14 protein-coding genes are annotated in these 15,652 nt (G+C 67.4%); 6 read left to right on the top strand and 8 right to left on the bottom strand.

The window, feature by feature from the left end:
• Nucleotides 1-12: 12 nt before the first annotated feature.
• A complete protein-coding gene (locus GONAM_RS21325; RefSeq protein WP_006868828.1) occupies nt 13-1,290 on the bottom strand; it encodes a phosphatase PAP2 family protein in 1,278 nt (425 codons plus the stop codon).
• A gap of 248 nt (nt 1,291-1,538) precedes the next feature.
• On the opposite strand from GONAM_RS21325, the gene GONAM_RS21320 reads away from it, so the two are divergent.
• Together GONAM_RS21320 and GONAM_RS21315 are read left to right on the top strand one after the other, a co-directional pair.
• Nucleotides 1,539-1,754, top strand: a complete 216-nt coding sequence (locus GONAM_RS21320; RefSeq protein ID WP_005194730.1) for a hypothetical protein — start codon at nt 1,539-1,541, stop codon at nt 1,752-1,754.
• A gap of 70 nt (nt 1,755-1,824) precedes the next feature.
• On the top strand, nt 1,825-2,595 hold the full coding sequence (locus tag GONAM_RS21315; protein WP_005194725.1) for a deoxyribonuclease IV: 771 nt from the start codon (nt 1,825-1,827) through the stop codon (nt 2,593-2,595).
• Nucleotides 2,596-2,599: 4 nt separating this feature from the next.
• On the opposite strand, the gene GONAM_RS21310 is transcribed toward GONAM_RS21315, so the two are convergent.
• Complete coding sequence (locus tag GONAM_RS21310; protein ID WP_051992640.1) at nt 2,600-3,148, bottom strand: Rv2253 family sensor-like surface protein; 549 nt, start codon at nt 3,146-3,148, stop codon at nt 2,600-2,602.
• 274 nt (nt 3,149-3,422) lie between these two features.
• Between GONAM_RS21310 and GONAM_RS21305 the strand changes: the two genes are divergently transcribed.
• Complete coding sequence (locus GONAM_RS21305; RefSeq protein WP_006868826.1) at nt 3,423-5,258, top strand: acyl-CoA dehydrogenase; 1,836 nt, start codon at nt 3,423-3,425, stop codon at nt 5,256-5,258.
• 87 nt (nt 5,259-5,345) lie between these two features.
• On the opposite strand, the gene GONAM_RS21300 is transcribed toward GONAM_RS21305, so the two are convergent.
• The 4 genes from GONAM_RS21300 to GONAM_RS21285 all read right to left on the bottom strand — a co-directional run bounded on the left by GONAM_RS21300 (nt 5,346) and on the right by GONAM_RS21285 (nt 10,497).
• Nucleotides 5,346-6,146 carry an LppU/SCO3897 family protein gene (locus GONAM_RS21300; RefSeq protein ID WP_006868825.1) on the bottom strand — a complete coding sequence of 267 codons (801 nt, stop codon included), beginning with the start codon at nt 6,144-6,146 and terminating at the stop codon, nt 5,346-5,348.
• Between the two features lie 108 nt (nt 6,147-6,254).
• Complete coding sequence (locus tag GONAM_RS21295; protein WP_006868824.1) at nt 6,255-7,034, bottom strand: SDR family NAD(P)-dependent oxidoreductase; 780 nt, start codon at nt 7,032-7,034, stop codon at nt 6,255-6,257.
• 81 nt (nt 7,035-7,115) lie between these two features.
• Nucleotides 7,116-8,813: a VanW family protein gene (locus GONAM_RS21290; protein WP_167330281.1), complete on the bottom strand. Its 1,698-nt coding sequence runs from the start codon at nt 8,811-8,813 to the stop codon at nt 7,116-7,118.
• Nucleotides 8,814-9,183: 370 nt separating this feature from the next.
• The gene (locus GONAM_RS21285; RefSeq protein WP_006868822.1) at nt 9,184-10,497 is read right to left on the bottom strand and encodes an acetyl-CoA C-acetyltransferase; all 1,314 of its coding nucleotides are present in this window, start codon (nt 10,495-10,497) and stop codon (nt 9,184-9,186) included.
• Between the two features lie 89 nt (nt 10,498-10,586).
• Here GONAM_RS21285 and GONAM_RS21280 point away from each other — a divergent pair, with 89 nt between their 5' ends.
• Together GONAM_RS21280 and GONAM_RS21275 are read left to right on the top strand one after the other, a co-directional pair.
• The gene (locus tag GONAM_RS21280; RefSeq protein ID WP_006868821.1) at nt 10,587-11,951 is read left to right on the top strand and encodes a 3-oxoacyl-ACP reductase; all 1,365 of its coding nucleotides are present in this window, start codon (nt 10,587-10,589) and stop codon (nt 11,949-11,951) included.
• Nucleotides 11,951-12,838: a MaoC/PaaZ C-terminal domain-containing protein gene (locus GONAM_RS21275; RefSeq protein WP_040537159.1), complete on the top strand. Its 888-nt coding sequence runs from the start codon at nt 11,951-11,953 to the stop codon at nt 12,836-12,838. The genes GONAM_RS21280 and GONAM_RS21275 overlap by 1 nt, the downstream gene beginning before the upstream one ends.
• A gap of 266 nt (nt 12,839-13,104) precedes the next feature.
• Here the strand turns inward: GONAM_RS21275 and GONAM_RS21270 are convergent, their stop codons facing one another.
• A complete protein-coding gene (locus GONAM_RS21270) occupies nt 13,105-13,707 on the bottom strand; it encodes a TetR/AcrR family transcriptional regulator (protein ID WP_006868819.1) in 603 nt (200 codons plus the stop codon).
• Nucleotides 13,708-13,807: 100 nt separating this feature from the next.
• Nucleotides 13,808-15,007, bottom strand: coding sequence for a glycoside hydrolase family 3 N-terminal domain-containing protein (locus tag GONAM_RS21265; RefSeq protein WP_051992635.1), 1,200 nt, complete (start codon nt 15,005-15,007; stop codon nt 13,808-13,810).
• 29 nt (nt 15,008-15,036) lie between these two features.
• On the opposite strand from GONAM_RS21265, the gene GONAM_RS21260 reads away from it, so the two are divergent.
• On the top strand, nt 15,037-15,594 hold the full coding sequence (locus GONAM_RS21260; protein WP_006868817.1) for a universal stress protein: 558 nt from the start codon (nt 15,037-15,039) through the stop codon (nt 15,592-15,594).
• Nucleotides 15,595-15,652: the final 58 nt, after the last annotated feature.

Genomic DNA, 15,652 nt, shown 5'->3' with positions numbered 1-15,652 from the left:
AGGCTAGCGAGGTCACGAAGCGGGCGTCGAGACCTTCTCCGCGTCCGGGTCCTCGCTGCCGGAATCGACGTCCGCGGCTTCCGGATCGGCCTCCGCGGCCCGCCGCTCCTGCCGCGGGATCAGGTACTTCCGGTCGATGATCCGGTAGACCGCGATCACCGCTGCGGCGAGGCCCCACCCGAGCAGGATGTCGAAGATGTAGTGCTCGGCGGTGTAGACGAGGGCGAAGGCCATCGCCAACGCGTAGCCCATGAACAGTGTTTTGCCGAGCGCCTTGACCCGTGGCCACATGAAGAGCGCGAGCAGCATGGTGAGGCCGGCGTGCAGCGACGGGATGGCCGCGACGAGATTGGACTTGCCCTGTCCGAGCGTGACGAGCTGCGACGCCATGCTGATGTTCAGGTAGTTCCAGCCGCGCGCGGAGATCCGCTCGACGTACGGTGCCGCGTCGGGGTACGCGTTGTCCAGCGGCCCGAGGAGACCTCCCGGCTCGTCGGCGTCCTGCGAGTACATGCAGATCGGATCGCGGGGATAGTCCTGCACCTCGACGGCGGTGCATCGCGCCGCCGCCCACGGCGGTGCGCCGGGGACGAGGGTGTAGCCGATCAGCGCGAGGAACGTGGTCGCCACGAAGCAGGCCGCGTAGCGGCGCCAGGCGTGGCGATCCTTCAGCCACAGCCAGGCGGCCACCGCGTACGGAACGATGAAGTACGACATGTAGACCACGCTGACGATGACCTCCCACCACGGAGGACTCGCCTGTTTGAGCTGCTCCTGCAGCCACGCGGTCGGGGTGACGTCACCACCCATGAGCCATTTGTCGAAGTCGATCGCCAGATGCCAGTGGGTCGGCATGCCGACGATCTGGGCGATGTTGCGCGTCCAGTCGTACAGGATCAGGATCAGCGCGAACGGCGCCCAGTCGAGGATGATCGTGATGAACCTGCGGCGTCCGATGCTCGCTGCCGCCAGTCCGAGGCACAGCAGGATGATGAGCCGCGTGCGGTCCCACGCCAGGCCCTCGAGGTAGATGTGCACCGCCATCACCAGGAACCAGGCCGTGACCGCGATGCGGCGAACCATGGTCAGGTCGCGGCGGTTCTCCGGATGGGCTTCCATCTCGGCGGCGGCGGCCAGGTCGTCGAGGACCGGACCCATCTCCGGCGGGTCGACGTCCGGTCCTGTACTCGACCGGTCGGACTTCGACAGCGTCACGCCCGCCGAGGTCGTGTCATCAGGCTTCTGGCCGTCACCGCGCTCCGAGGACTCACCCGGCCGCGGGAAGCCCACCGACTCGTCAACACTCACCCGACACAATCCCGCCCGTCACGCCCCTCAGGGCACCCACGCTCGTAACCTGCCGTCAGTGTAGTGGCCATGTCCGGTTGGTGAGCCACCGCTGCGCAGCGGGTGCGCGCCGGTAGCCGCGCCGACGGCGATCACCCGCGTCGACGACCCGTTTCGACGGAATCACACCCCCTGGGCGTGTCGTGGATCACACTGGAGACCTGGAACGCCCCATCTCGGAGGAGGTCTCGGTGCCCAATCGCTACCTGCGCTACGGCGACCAGCGCTACATCATCACCAAGGAGGCGGAGGCTCGGCTGAATCGCACCCTCGATGCGGTGTACTCCGACGGCACCCGTGGTCATGAGTGGCTGAATCTGTACCACGACAGTGCGGCCCCCTGCCGTCTGCTGATCGCTGCCGGGGTGCCGATCACGATCGAGACGGAGCCGGCGCCGGGCGAGTGATCCGACGCGTCGAACGAGCCGATCCCGGGCACCGACGGTGTCGCCCGGCGGCGGCCACTATCGTTGACGCATGCGCATCGGAGCACACCTTCGCGAAGACACCGACCCGTTGGTCACCGCCGCCGAACTCGGCATCGACGTCTTCCAGATGTTCGTCACCGATCCGCAGAGCTGGAAGAAGCCGCAACCCAATCCGCATGCGGCCGCGATCCGCGAATCCGACATCGACGTCGTGGTGCACTCCAGCTATCAGATCAACGTCGCAAGCCTGAACAACCGGCTGCGCATGCCGTCGCGCAAGGCCGTCGAACAGCAGGCCGCCGCAGCCGCCGAACTCGGGGCCTTCGGCCTCGTCGTACACGGCGGGCATCTACGGGACGGCGAGGAGTCCGCCGAAGGATTCGCCAACTGGCGCAAGCTCTTCGACCGCCAGGTCGACAAAGGCGGCTTCGGGGTCCCGATCCTGATCGAGAACACCGCGGGCGGCGACCACGCGATGGCACGCACCCTCGAGTCCATCGACCGGTTGTGGGAAGCGGTCGGCGACTTCGAGCAGGCCGGCTTCTGCCTCGACACCTGCCACGCCTGGGCCGGCGGCGAAGATCTCGTCGGACTGGTCGAGCGCGTCAAGGAGATCACCGGACGCATCGATCTGGTGCACCTCAACAACTCTCGCGACGAGTTCGACTCCGGCCGCGACCGCCACGCCAACCTGGCCTCGGGTCAGATCGACCCCGAGGTCCTCGCCGCCGTGGCCAAGGCCGCCGACGCACCGGTGATCCTCGAGACGCCCGCCGAGGGCATCCCCGCCGACCTCGAATACCTGCGCTCGGCGCTCTAGCCCGTCACGACAGATTCCAGCCCGGCGCCGGCGGCGTGACCGGGTATGCCGCCACATTCATGTCGACGGTCCCGTCGCAGGGCCCGCCGTCGATCGTGGTGCGCCACACGCCTTTCAGGGTGCCGTCGCCCTGTGGGGTATAGGTCGCGACCGACGTCGCCGGCCGCCACACCTTGGGCACGCCCTCGCCCTGCCAGCAGTCCCACTCCCAGTCGTAGCGATGAACCCAGGACCCCCCTTCCCAGGTGTAGCGCGGCGGTTGCGGCAGCGTCGGGTTGGCGGGTTTCGGGCCGTCGATCACCGTGGCCACGCACGTCCCGCCGTCGCATGAGCTCCGGAACGTGTAGTCATCGGAGAAGTCCGGTTCCGGCTGCCGCGCGGCGAGGCTCGTGCCCGTCTTCGACGCCGCGAACCGTTTGAGCGTGTACACCCCGTTCCACTCGGGATCCGCGGCGTTCGCCGGAGCGGCGCTCACCGTCGGAACCAGACCGACCGCTACGACCACCGCGGCGAAGACGGCGACCAGAACCCTGTTACCTCTGCGCGAACCCATGCCCGATTGGACCGCATACGCCCGCCACCTGCAGCGGTTGTCGGATTTGTCGTGCAACATACTGCGCCCCTGCCATCGGTCAGATCACACAGATGAGCGATTGATCCCCCGGCGATATGGGGCTATATTGGCGGTTACCGGCGAGTAACTTAGCTCGAACCGAGACAGCTACACCACGCCCGGCCGGTACCCGCTCCAACCGAGTGGGATCGGACCGGGACCTGGCACCAACACCGTCATCACGCATACGGCCGCACCAGAGAAGGAATTCACCATGGGCCATTACAAGAGCAACATGCGCGACCTGCAGTTCAACCTGTTCGAGCTGTTCGAGCTCGACAAGGTGCTGGAGTCGGGCGACTTCGGCGACCTCGACCACGAGACCGCCGTCGACATGCTCCGCGAGGTCAAGGCACTCGCCGAGGGGCCCATCGCCGAATCCTTCGTCGACGCCGACCGCAACCCGCCGGTCTTCGACCCGGAGACCCACAGCGTCACCATCCCGGAGAGCTTCAAGAAGTCCTACAACGCCCTCATCGAAGGCGGCTGGGACAAAATCGGTATCCACGAGGAGCTCGGCGGCCTTCCCGCCCCGCGTTCGCTGTACTGGGCCATCGGCGAGATGATCCTCGGCGCCAACCCGCCGGTGTTCATGTACGCCGCCGGTGCCGGATTCTCCGAGATCTTCTACAACAACGGCACCGACGAGCAGAAGAAGTGGGCCACCATCTGCGCCGAGCGCGGCTGGGGCGCCACCATGGTGCTCACCGAGCCCGACGCCGGTTCCGACGTGGGCGCCGGCCGCACCAAGGCCACCCAGCAGGAGGACGGCTCCTGGCACATCGACGGTGTGAAGCGCTTCATCACCTCGGCCGACCAGGACATGACCGAGAACATCTTCCACCTCGTGCTCGCCCGCCCCGAGGGCGCCGGCCCGGGCACCAAGGGTCTGTCGCTGTTCTTCGTGCCGAAGTTCCACTTCGACTTCGAGACCGGTGAACTCGGCGAGCGCAACGGTGTCTTCGTCACCAACGTCGAGCACAAGATGGGCATCAAGGCCTCGGCCACCTGTGAGGTCACCTTCGGCCAGCACGGCGTCCCCGCCAAGGGCTGGCTCGTCGGCGAGGTCCACAAGGGCATCGCGCAGATGTTCGAGGTCATCGAGCACGCGCGAATGATGGTGGGCACCAAGGCCATCTCGACCCTGTCGACCGGCTACCTGAACGCGCTCGAGTACGCCAAGGAGCGCATCCAGGGCGCCGACATGACCCAGATGACCGACAAGGCCGCACCGCGCGTGTCGATCACCCACCACCCGGACGTGCGTCGTTCGTTGATGACCCAGAAGGCCTACGCCGAGGGTCTGCGTGCGGTCTACCTCTACACCGCGTCGCACCAGGACGAGGCCGCCGCGAAGATCGTCTCCGGCGCCGACGCCGAGATGGCCGCCCGCGTCAACGATCTGCTGCTCCCGATCGTCAAGGGCGTCGGCTCCGAGCGCGCTTACGGCACCCTCGGCCACGAGTCGCTGCAGACCCTCGGTGGTTCCGGCTTCCTGCAGGACTACCCGATCGAGCAGTACATCCGTGACTCGAAGATCGACTCGCTCTACGAGGGCACCACTGCCATCCAGGCGCAGGACTTCTTCTTCCGCAAGATCATCCGCGACAAGGGCCAGGCCCTGGCACACGTCGCCGGCCAGATCCAGAGCTTCATCGACTCCGAGGCGGGCAACGGTCGCCTGAAGACCGAGCGCGCTCTGCTGAAGACCGCCCTCGAGGACGTCCAGGCGATGGCCGCGGCCCTCACCGGCAGCCTGATGGCCGCTCAGGAGAACTCGGCCGAGCTGTACAAGGTCGGCCTCGGTTCGGTCCGCTTCCTGATGGCCGTCGGCGATCTGATGATCGGCTGGCTGCTCCTGCGCCAGGCCGAGATCGCCCTCAAGGCACTCGACAACGGCGCATCGGACAGCGACAAGGCCTTCTACGAGGGCAAGGTCGCCGTGGCCGGCTTCTTCGCCAAGAACATGCTGCCGCTGCTCTCCGCAGTCCGCGTCACCGTCGAGAACGTCGACAACGAGATCATGGAGCTCGACGAAGCGGCCTTCTGATCTCCGGCGCAAACCCACCCTTGATCGGCAAACCCACCACCTTGCGAGGCGGTGGGTTTGCCCATTTCTGGTGGGTTTGCGGACCGGTCACTCGAGCAGCGACACGCAGTATCCGGTCGGCTTGGGACTGGCCACGTAGTACTCACCCTGCCCCTCCGGGCAATCCGGCTCACGGGACTCCTTGGTCTCGACCTTGAAGTTGGTCGCCTCACCCGCCGGAACCGGCGCGCCGCAGTCGATCTCGCGGGCCTGGGCAAGCGACGTCGCGTCCGCACCCGACGATTCGGGCAGGTGATAGCACTTCCCCTCCTGGAAGACCTGCGCCAGACACAGGACCTCCTTTTCGTCGCCGGCGAACCAGAACGTCGAATAGCTCGGCCCGCAGCCGAATCGGCTGAACGACTTCGACGCGACGACGTAATGGAAGTCGGTGTTCTCACACGAGATCTTCTTGGCCCGCAGCGAATCCGACGAGGACGTGATCGCGAGGCACTGCCCGACCTCCACGTCGTCGGCGTCGGAGACGAGCGAGCCGTCGCTGTTCCGGACCAGCAGCACCGCGCCGGCGATCACCAGTCCGCCCACCAGCAGCGCAACAAGACCGAGCGTGATCCAGAGTCCCTTGCGACTCTTCTTCGGAGGCGGACCCCAGGGTCCCGGCGGATACGCCCCTGGCGGTGGCTGTCCCGGATACGGCCCCGGTTGCCCCGGGTAGGGCGACTGCCCGGGATACGGGGCTTGTCCGGGATACGGGGCTTGTCCGGGGTACGGCCCGGGCCCCGCCTGGTACGGCGGGCCGGCGTTCGGTGGATACGGTCCCTGCGGTCCCGGCCGGCCCTGGTAGCCGTGGCCGGGATACCCGGATGATCCGGGTGGCGGCGTGGTCATCCGGCGAGCGTAGCCCGATACGCGGCCTGCAGAACTCGGCAATCCCGCAAACGGCCGAACCCACCACCCCGCGGGGCAGTGGGTTCGGCAGAGAGTGGTTGGTTCGGACTACTTGGGAGGCATCCGGATGCCGCCGTCGACGCGGATCACCTCGGCGTTCATGTAGCTGTTGGTGACCAGCTCGACGACCATCGAGGCCAGCTCGTCGGGAGCGCCCAGACGGTGCGGGAACAGCACCGACTCGCCCAGCTTCGCCTTGAACGCCTCGGCGGCCTCGCCCTCACCGTAGATCGGGGTGTCGATCAGACCGGGGGCGATGGTGTTGACGCGGATACCGACCGCGGCCAGATCGCGGGCGACCGGCAGGGTCATGCCGACGACGCCACCCTTGGACGAGGAGTACGACGCCTGGCCGATCTGGCCGTCGAAGGCGGCGACGCTGGCCATGTTGACGATCGCGCCGCGCTCGCCGTGGGCGTCGAGCGGCTCGTTGCGGCTCATCGCGGTGGCGGCGAGACGGATGAAGTCGAAGGTGCCGATCAGGTTGATCGCGATGACCTTCTTGTAGGCGTCCAGGTTGTGCGCCGAACCGAACTCGCCGTCGCGGCCGATGGTGCGCTGCGCCCAGCCGATGCCGGCCGAGTTGACCAGGGCGCGCAGCGGGCCGAGTTCGGTGGCCGCATTGATGGCCGCTTCGATCTGTTCGGTCGAGGTGACGTCGACGCTGACGAAGACACCGCCGATCTCCTTGGCGAGCTCCTCCCCCTTGTCGGCGTTCAGGTCGGCGACGACGACCTTCGCACCCTTGGCCGCCAGCTGGCGGGCCGACGCGGCGCCGATGCCCGACGCTCCACCTGTGACGATTGCACTAGCTCCGTTGATATCCACGTCTCGGAATATATCGAACGTTCGTGAGATGTGGAACACATGCGGGGCAGTGTTCCATTCACCTCACGGTGCGAGCCGGGGTCAGATGCACTTGACGATCGGCTCCGGCGCGTAGCGCACTGTCCTCGTGTACCGGTTGACCTCTTGTCCGGTGCGGGCGTCGCGGATGATCCGCGTGTTCGACGTCGTGAAGCCCTTGCTGCCGCTGCTCGCGATGCAGTCGTCGCCCTTGGGGAGCTTGATCCGTTCCGGTTCGGTGGGATCGGTCCGCTCGCCGGTGATCGACTCGACCTCGAAAGCCTTGGTGCCCCACAGCCTCACGGTGACCGCCGACGGCGACCAGCTGGTCTCGATGAGCACACCGTGGCGGGTGTTGTTGCGGAACTTCAGGTCGATCGCACCTTCGAAGACAGTGGCCTCCCGGGCCTCCGGATAGCGCGAGATGTAGTACGCGTGCTCGGTGTGGTCGACGTCCTCGAGGCCCGCGAAGTAGGCGGCGTTGTAGAGGGTCGTCGCGAACTGGGAGATGCCGCCGCCCACGGCCGTCGCGGCGCGGCCGTTGTTGATGATCGTCGAGTCGACGTATCCCTCGGCCGTACCTCGCGGACCGGTGTGGCCGTTGAGCGAGAAGACCTTGCCCGGCAGGACCAGAGCGCCGTCGACCTCGGCCGCGACGAGGCGGATGTTCTCCCCGGAGGCGCTCGAGAAACCGTCGGTGGTGTACTCGCTGATCATTTCGTTCACACCGAGTTTGCGGGCCGCGTCAGTGGTGAGCTTGGGGTCGACGTCGTCGTAGACCACATCGGCGGTGCGGTTGCCGCCGTCTGCGGTCGCGGTCGTTGCGAGCGCTTGAAGTGTCTTGTCCCAGTTGATCTTCGAGCCGGTGACCGCGGGTACGACGGTGGGCCGGCCGCTCGCGAGGCTGAATCGTGCACTGACCGCGGGGCGTTGGGAGGGATCGAGCTCGGCAGCCAACGACTTACGGGCCGTCTTCTCGTCGACGCGGGGCGTGAGTCCGCCCCGCCCGTCCGGTCCGAAGGTCAGCATCTCCGCGATGTCGCCTGCCGGGACCTCGACCGTGCGCTTGCGCCGGTCGACCAGCTTCACCGGCGCCGATGTCGCGCGGTCGGCGGGGCCCGCCACGGTGGCCGCGACGACCGCCGAGCTCACGGTCGGGGAGAAGGGTTCCATCGGCAGGTCGACGGGTGTGCCGTCGAGCCAACGGTCGACGAGCACGGCCGCGGCGCCCTGGCGGGCAACCCGCTCGCCCGGTGCCGGCTCGTCTCCGACCGGCGTGGCGCCGTCGTAGTGGACGCCACCCTCGACCGCGGCCTTCTCGAGCGACCGGCGGTTGGCGTCGAGGGCCTTGTTCATGGTGCCGGGGTCGATCGTCACGACGGGCTCGACGTCGAGGTGACGGCCGAAGAGCGCCAGGAAGCGGGTCACCGGGTTCCGCGGCTGTTCGAGGAGGCGTGCGCGGGTCGCGTCCGCGTCGAAGGTGAGCCCCAGCTCGGCAGGGGCGACCTCGGCCGAGCCTTCGGGAGTCCGCAGGACGACCGGCTGCGTGGAACGTGTCGTGAGTTCTTCGATGACGGAGTCGAGTTCGACGGTGTCGCGGTTGCTCGCCGGGATCCCGCCGATGACAGCCCCACGGGCGGAGTGATCGCGGGAGGCCACGAAGTCGATGGAGAGGGCGAGCGTCAGGATGACGACGACGACGATCGCAGCGCGTACCGCGTGGCGTGCTCGCCCGGCGCTCGTGGTCACAACTCCATCCATCACGGCTGACTACCTGGGCCAGTCGGGGTGGTGGCCGCAGAACTCATACCCCAGAAATGTAGGTGCTCCGGCTGAGCTGTCGGGTCGGGGGTCTGACAGCTCTGCCGGAGCTGTCTTCATGTTTACGCTACTTTTCGGCCGTTGACACGTCCGGGGCCACGTTTAGTCCAAACATGTGACGAAGGACCCCATTTCAGGGACGAAAACGAGACGGATCGAGCGATTCGTCGCCCGATCCGTCTCTTTACCGCTCCCTGAGTAGCCCCGGAGCCCGCGGAGGGGCGTATCGAAGGGACGCAGCCGTCGCCGAGTCCCTTCGATACGCTCGCAAGCTCGCTTACTCAGGGAGCAGGGCGTGCCGGACGAGGGGTCAGCCTTCGATGATCGCGGTGACGCCCTGACCGCCGGCGGCGCAGATCGAGATCAGCGCACGACCGCCGCCGTTCTCCTTGATCTGCTTCGCCGCCTGCGCGACGATGCGGCCGCCGGTCGCAGCGAACGGGTGACCCGCGGCGAGCGACGAGCCGTTGACGTTGAGCTTGGACCGGTCGATGGACCCGAGCGCCGAGTCGAGGCCCAGACGCTCCTTGCAGTACTCCTCGGACTCCCACGCCTGCAGCGTCGCGAGCACCACCGACGCGAACGCCTCGTGGATCTCGTAGAAGTCGAAGTCCTGCAGGGTGAGACCGTTGCGGGCCAGCAGACGCGGCACGGCGTAGGTCGGAGCCATGAGCAGGCCGTCGGGTCCGTTCACGTAGTCGACGGCCGCGGTCTCGCTGTCCACGAAGTACGCGAGCACCGGCAGACCGCGCTCGGCAGCCCACTCGTCGCTGCCCAGCAGCACGGTCGACGCACCGTCGGTGAGCGGGGTCGAGTTGCCGGCGGTCATCGTCGCGTCGCCGAGGGAGACGCCGAAGACGGGCTTGAGCTTGGCGAGCTTCTCAGCGGTCGAGTCCCCGCGGAGGTTCTGGTCGCGGGTCAGGCCCATGAACGGGGTGATCAGGTCGTCGAAGAAACCGTCGTCGTAGGCAGCGGCCATGTTCTGGTGGCTGCGTGCGGCGAGCTCGTCCTGGTCGGCGCGCTTGATGCCGAATTCCTTGGCGGTGATGGCCGCGTGCTCGCCCATCGACATCCCGGTGCGCGGCTCGCCGTTCTGCGGGATCTCGATCCCGAGCTTGGTGAGCAGCTTCGCCGCGCCGAGGATCTGGTCTTTGGTCGACCGGGCGCGGTTGACCTCGAGCAGCTGGCGACGCAATCCCTCGCCCACGGCGATCGGGGCGTCGGAGGTGGTGTCGACGCCGCCGCCGATCGCGGCGTCGTAGCGGCCGCGGGCGATGCCGTCGGCGACGGTCGTGATGGCCTGCAGACCGGTGCCGCACGCCTGCTGGATGTCGAAGGCGGGCGTGTAGGGCGAAAGCGCCGATCCCAGTACCGATTCGCGGATGAGATTGAAATCACGGGCGTGCTTGAGCACGGCGCCGCCGGCGACCATGCCGAGCTGCTCACCCTGCAGGTTGAAGCGGCTCACCAGGCCGTCGAGCGCGGCGGTGAACATCTCCTGGTTGCTGACCTTGGCATATGCCTTGTCCTGGCGCGCAAACGGAATGCGGTTGCCGCCGAGGATCGCCACCGGGCGCTCGGTGCGGGTCTCGGGCTTCTTCGGGGTGCTGCTGTTGTCTGCCACGTCGATCTCCAGGGTCGTGTGCGGTATCTATAGCGTATTCTTACTCAAGAGTAAGTTCGTTGTCGAACGACAGTCAGAGGAGATCCAACATGGCCGCCAACGGAACAACTGGCCTGTACTCGAGCTTCGTCCATTCCGGCCCGGGCGCTTTCATCGCCAAGCAGGCCGGCCTTCCCGTCCCGCCGCCCCTGCGGCGGTACAAGCCGTCGGAGCCGCCGCTGCCGGGTCCGGTGCTGCTCGGAGGCTCGGGACGCCTCGTCGAACCGCTCCGGGAGATGCTCTCGGGCGACGACTATGACCTCATCCAGAACGCCCTGACCGGCCGCAGCGCCGACAAGTACGGCGGCCTGGTCTTCGACGCCACCGGCATCACCTCCCCGGCCGAGCTGCGTCAGCTGTTCGAGTTCTTCCAGCCGGCCATGCGGTCGACCGCGCCGTGCGCGCGCTTCCTGGTCATCGGCACCACGCCGGAGCTGGTGACCGACCCGTCCGAGCGCGTCGCACAGCGTGCTCTCGAGGGCTTCACCCGTTCGCTCGGCAAGGAGCTGCTCAAGGGCTCCACCGTCCAGCTCGTGTACGTCTCGCCCGACGCCAAGACCGGTCTGAGCGGCCTGGAATCGACCGTACGCTTCGTGCTGTCGGCCAAGTCCGCTTTCGTCGACGCACAGGTGATCCGTGTCGGATCGGCCGACGCGACCGCCCCGAAGGACTGGGATCGTCCGCTCGAGGGCAAGGTCGCCGTGGTGACCGGCGCCGCCCGCGGCATCGGTGCCACCATCGCCGAGGTTCTCGCCCGCGACGGGGCCCACGTCATCGCCGCCGACGTCCCGCAGGCCGGTGACGCGCTGTCGGAGACCGCCAACAAGGTCGGCGGCACCGCCTTCCCGCTGGACGTGACCGCCCCCGCCGCCGGTGACAAGCTCGCCGAGCACGCCCTCGAGCGTCACGGCGGCATCGACATCATCGTCAACAACGCCGGCATCACCCGCGACAAGCTGCTCGCCAACATGGACGACGCCCGCTGGGACGCCGTCATCGCGGTGAATCTGATCGCCCCGCAGACCCTCGTCGAGAAGCTGCTGGACAAGGGCGCGCTCCGTGAGGGCGGCGCGGTCATCGACGTCTCGTCGATCGCCGGTATCGCCGGTAACCGCGGCCAGACCAACTACGGCGCATCGAAGGCTGGTGTCATCGGCCTGGTCGACGCCTACGCACCGATCCTGGGCGAGAAGGGCATCACCATCAACGCCGTCGCCCCCGGCTTCATCGAGACCAAGATGACCGCGGCGATCCCGCTGGCCACCCGCGAGGCCGGCCGCCTGATGAGCTCGCTGCAGCAGGGTGGCCAGACCGTCGACGTCGCCGAGACCGTCGCCTACTTCGCCAACCCGGCGAGCTCCGCCATCACCGGCAACGTGGTCCGCGTCTGCGGCCAGGGATTCCTGGGTGCGTGATGGGTAAGACGATCACTCTTCCCGGCGCCCCCGGCACCGGCGAACTCTACGGGAAAGCGGTCACCGGGATGCTGCCGGGCGTGGGCAAGCCCGCCCGCGTCCCGGCCGACGCACCCCTCCCCGACACGCACTACCGGCTCGAGGACGTCCGTGTCGATCCCGCTGCGCTGCAGGCGTATTGCCACGCGACCGGCCAGCGCTTCGGCGCCACCCTGCCGGTGACGTACCCGTTCGTGCTGCAGTTCCCGGTGGTCATGAAGCTGCTGACGTCGGACGAGTTCCCGTTCGGCGCAATCGGTTCGGTTCACATGTCGAACAAGATCGAGCGGAAGCGTCCGATCGAGGTCGGTGAGCCGCTGTCGATCGAGACGCACGCGGAGAACCTGCGGGAGCATCGCAAGGGCATCCTCGTCGACGTCATCAGCGAGATCAGCGTCGGCACCGAACTGGTGACCACGCAGACGGCGACCTTCCTCAAGCAGCAGCGGACCAGCCTGTCCGACGAGCCGCGCGGTCCCGAGCCGAAGTCGAAGACCCCGCCGCCGCCGGATTCGGTTCTGTCCGTGGATCTGGGACGCATCCGTGAATACGCCGCCGCGTCGGGCGACCGCAACCCGATCCACATGGCGAACCTGACCGCCAAGGCCTTCGGGTTCCCCAAGGCGATCGCCCACGGGATGTGGAGTGCCGCAGCGGCAATCGCGAATGTCGAGGCGCAGCTGCCCGGCGCGGTCACCTACGACGTGAAGTTCGGCAAGCCGATCCTGCTGCCCGCCAAGGTCAACCTCTACACCCGCCGCATCGACGGTGAGGGCAACTTCGACATCGCGATCCGCGACCGTCGCAAGGGATTCCCGCACCTCACCGCAACGACGCGGAAGGGCTGAGTTTCGCTCACGACCTCCGTTCCCGCTCACCCCAATCGCGTGAGCGGGAACGGATCGTGTGAGCGAAGCAGACCCCCTCGCCCCCTGAGGTGCGAGAAGGTGCGAGCGAAGCAGACCCCCTCGCCCCTTGAGGTGCAAGCGGAGCAGACCCCCTCGCCCCCTGAGGTGCGAGCGAAGCGAGCCACGAAGGGCCTGGTGAGTGATCTCGCCAGGCCCTTCGTGGTTCGTCGCTATCGCTCCTCACACCTCAGGGAGCAGGAGTGCGCTCAGATGTCGGTACCGACACCCTTCAGGCCGCGCCAGGCGATGCCGACGAGCATGTTGGTGGCCTTCTCGAGGTCGACGTCGCCCTCGGTGATGCGGTCGGCGACAGCCTCACAGGCGCCGACGATGGCGACGGCGGTGAGTTCGAAGTCGATGTCGCCGGCGGTCTCGACGGTGGTGCCCGCCTTGATGAGCTGCGCAACCATCTCCGTCACACGCTGGCGGCTGTCGGAGACGATCCCGGCGAAGCTCGCGGTCCCGATCGCGACGCGGTACAGCACGCGCCAGGACTCGCGGTTCTCGTGGACGAAGCGCAGGAACTCGCGGATGACGGTGACGGCCTGCTCGCGCTGGGTGAGGGACGGGTCGAAGCCGACGCTCATCGCGTCGATGAACAGTCCGGACTCGCGGGCGATGCAGGCGCTGAACAGCTCTTCCTTGGAGCCGTAGTACAGGTACAGCATCGGCTTGGAGATCTGCGCCTCGGACGCGATGGCGTCCATCGAGGTCTCACGGAAACCGTTCTGCGCGAACACCTTCACGGCGGCGTCGAGCATCTGCTGCTCACGCACTGCACGTGGCAGGCGCTTGGTTCCGCCCGACATGGCCGCCTCCGATCCTCACTGTCGTGTCCGAACGACGATACCCAATCAACTTACCAATCGGTAAGTTCAACGAGCGCTCGGGTTGCTCCGGACAGATTACTCAGCAGGTGATGACGCCCTTGGACCGGAGGATGCGGGTCACCTTCGCGTCGAGACGAGCAGGTGCGAGGCGTCCGCGCTTCACCGCGGTCTCGAGGTTGTCCAGGACCGACGGGACGCGGTCGGTGGACAGCCACAGGGCGACGTCGCCGCCGGCGAGGATGAACTTCTCCACCGCCTGCTCGATCGGGTAGCGCTGGCTGATCGCCGCCATGCCCGACAGGTCGTCGGAGTAGATCACGCCGTCGAACCGCGGACCGTTGTAACCCTCACCTGTCCGCAGCATCTGGATGGCCGGCCGGCTGATGGACGCCGGCAGGCCCTCGGTCAGACCGGGCACGATCAGATGGCCGACCATGGCGCCCGCGGTACCCGGGTCGCGCAGCAGATTGCGGAAGGGCACCAGATCGCTGTTCTGCAGTTCGGCGAGCGACGGCACGTTCACCACGCCGAGGTGTGAGTCGCCCGAGCCGTGGCCGTGTCCGGGAAAGTGCTTGTACACCGGCGTGATCCCGGCTTCGGCGAGACCGGCTGCATAGGCGGCCGCGTACTCGGTGACCACGGCCGGGTCGTTGCTGAAGGAACGATCACCGATGACCTCGTTGTCGGATTCGTCGCTGACGTCGGCCACCGGCGCGAAGTCGACGGTGATGCCGAGCTTCTTCATCTGACGACCGACGCCGGCGGCGATCTCCTTCACCTGCTCGGGCGTTTTCGTCTGCGCCAGTTCCCGAGGAGACGCGTTGTCGATGCCGAGTGCCGACAACCTCGACACCCGCCCACCCTCGTGATCGACCGTGACCATCAGCGGGATCGACGAGTTCTGCGAGATCCGTGATGCCGCACCGCTCGTCAGGATCGCCTTGTCGGTCCAGCTCCCGACGAAGATCCCGCCGATCTCCTCGTCCTCGACGATCTGCTGCGCGTCATCGGCGCCGGTGACGCCCACGACGATCAGCTGGGCCAGCTTCTGCCGCAGCGTGAGTTTCGCGAGTTGTTCTGTGCCACAAAGATTTGCGACCGGAGTCGTCGTCGCTGCGACGGATGACGGGGAGGCCGAGGGCGAGCCGTACGCGGACGGTGTGGGTGGCGCGGATTCGGGCGTCGACGAGTCACAGGCGACGAGACCGAGACCCAGGGCCGCGACCGTCGCAGTCGTCAGCGCATTCCGAATCCAACGAGGTCGTCGAGTTGAGCCCATGGCTCGAGTCTGGCATGTAACCTGAGCAAATGGACGTGGGGTCCATCTCGGCCGGGTCCGCGACCGCCCCCAGCGGTCGCGGTGGCAACCGCGCCAGACAGACGCTGATGATCGCCTACGACGGCTCTCCGAACGCCGATCGTGCGATCCGTTATGCCGGACACTTCCTACGCGCCGAATCCGCTGTCGTCGTGACGGCCTGGCAACCCGGCGGCATGACCCCCGCCCGGATGTCCACCCTCGCCGGCGGCATGCAGCCGTTCGTCGACACCCAGCTCGACGCCGGGGTCGATCGCGCACTCGAGGACGAGGCGGCGAAGATCAACGAGCGCGGCGTGGCCCTGGCCCACGAATGTGGACTGTCTGCGAAGGGCACGCTCGTCGAGGTCGAGTCGACGGTGTGGGGCGCGCTCGTCGCAGCCGCCGAGGCGCTCGACGTCGATCTGCTCGTCACCGGAACCCGCGGGGCATCGGGCCTCAAGGCGTTGCTGCGGTCCAGCGTCGCCGAACGCGTCCTCAAACACTGCCATCGGCCGGTGTTCATCGTCCCGGCCAAATGCGAGGAACAACCGCAGGTGACGCTCTAGTCAGTCGAGGATCGCTACTTCACACTCAAGAGCGCCGGCCATCTCGCGACTGTCCCGA

It is taken from the genome of Gordonia namibiensis NBRC 108229, assembly GCF_000298235.1.
In the GTDB taxonomy this organism is placed as follows: domain Bacteria; phylum Actinomycetota; class Actinomycetes; order Mycobacteriales; family Mycobacteriaceae; genus Gordonia; species Gordonia namibiensis.
This window is presented reverse-complemented; position numbering and strand designations above follow the sequence as displayed.

Coding starts and splice junctions, on each gene's coding strand:
- GONAM_RS21315 (WP_005194725.1), top strand. CDS start 1,825: ATGCGCATCGGAGCACACCTTCGCGAAGACACCGACCCGTTGGTCACC.
- GONAM_RS21310 (WP_051992640.1), bottom strand. CDS start 3,148: ATGGGTTCGCGCAGAGGTAACAGGGTTCTGGTCGCCGTCTTCGCCGCG.
- GONAM_RS21305 (WP_006868826.1), top strand. CDS start 3,423: ATGGGCCATTACAAGAGCAACATGCGCGACCTGCAGTTCAACCTGTTC.
- GONAM_RS21300 (WP_006868825.1), bottom strand. CDS start 6,146: ATGACCACGCCGCCACCCGGATCATCCGGGTATCCCGGCCACGGCTAC.
- GONAM_RS21290 (WP_167330281.1), bottom strand. CDS start 8,813: ATGGATGGAGTTGTGACCACGAGCGCCGGGCGAGCACGCCACGCGGTA.
- GONAM_RS21280 (WP_006868821.1), top strand. CDS start 10,587: ATGGCCGCCAACGGAACAACTGGCCTGTACTCGAGCTTCGTCCATTCC.
- GONAM_RS21275 (WP_040537159.1), top strand. CDS start 11,951: ATGGGTAAGACGATCACTCTTCCCGGCGCCCCCGGCACCGGCGAACTC.
- GONAM_RS21270 (WP_006868819.1), bottom strand. CDS start 13,707: ATGTCGGGCGGAACCAAGCGCCTGCCACGTGCAGTGCGTGAGCAGCAG.
- GONAM_RS21265 (WP_051992635.1), bottom strand. CDS start 15,007: ATGGGCTCAACTCGACGACCTCGTTGGATTCGGAATGCGCTGACGACT.
- GONAM_RS21260 (WP_006868817.1), top strand. CDS start 15,037: ATGGACGTGGGGTCCATCTCGGCCGGGTCCGCGACCGCCCCCAGCGGT.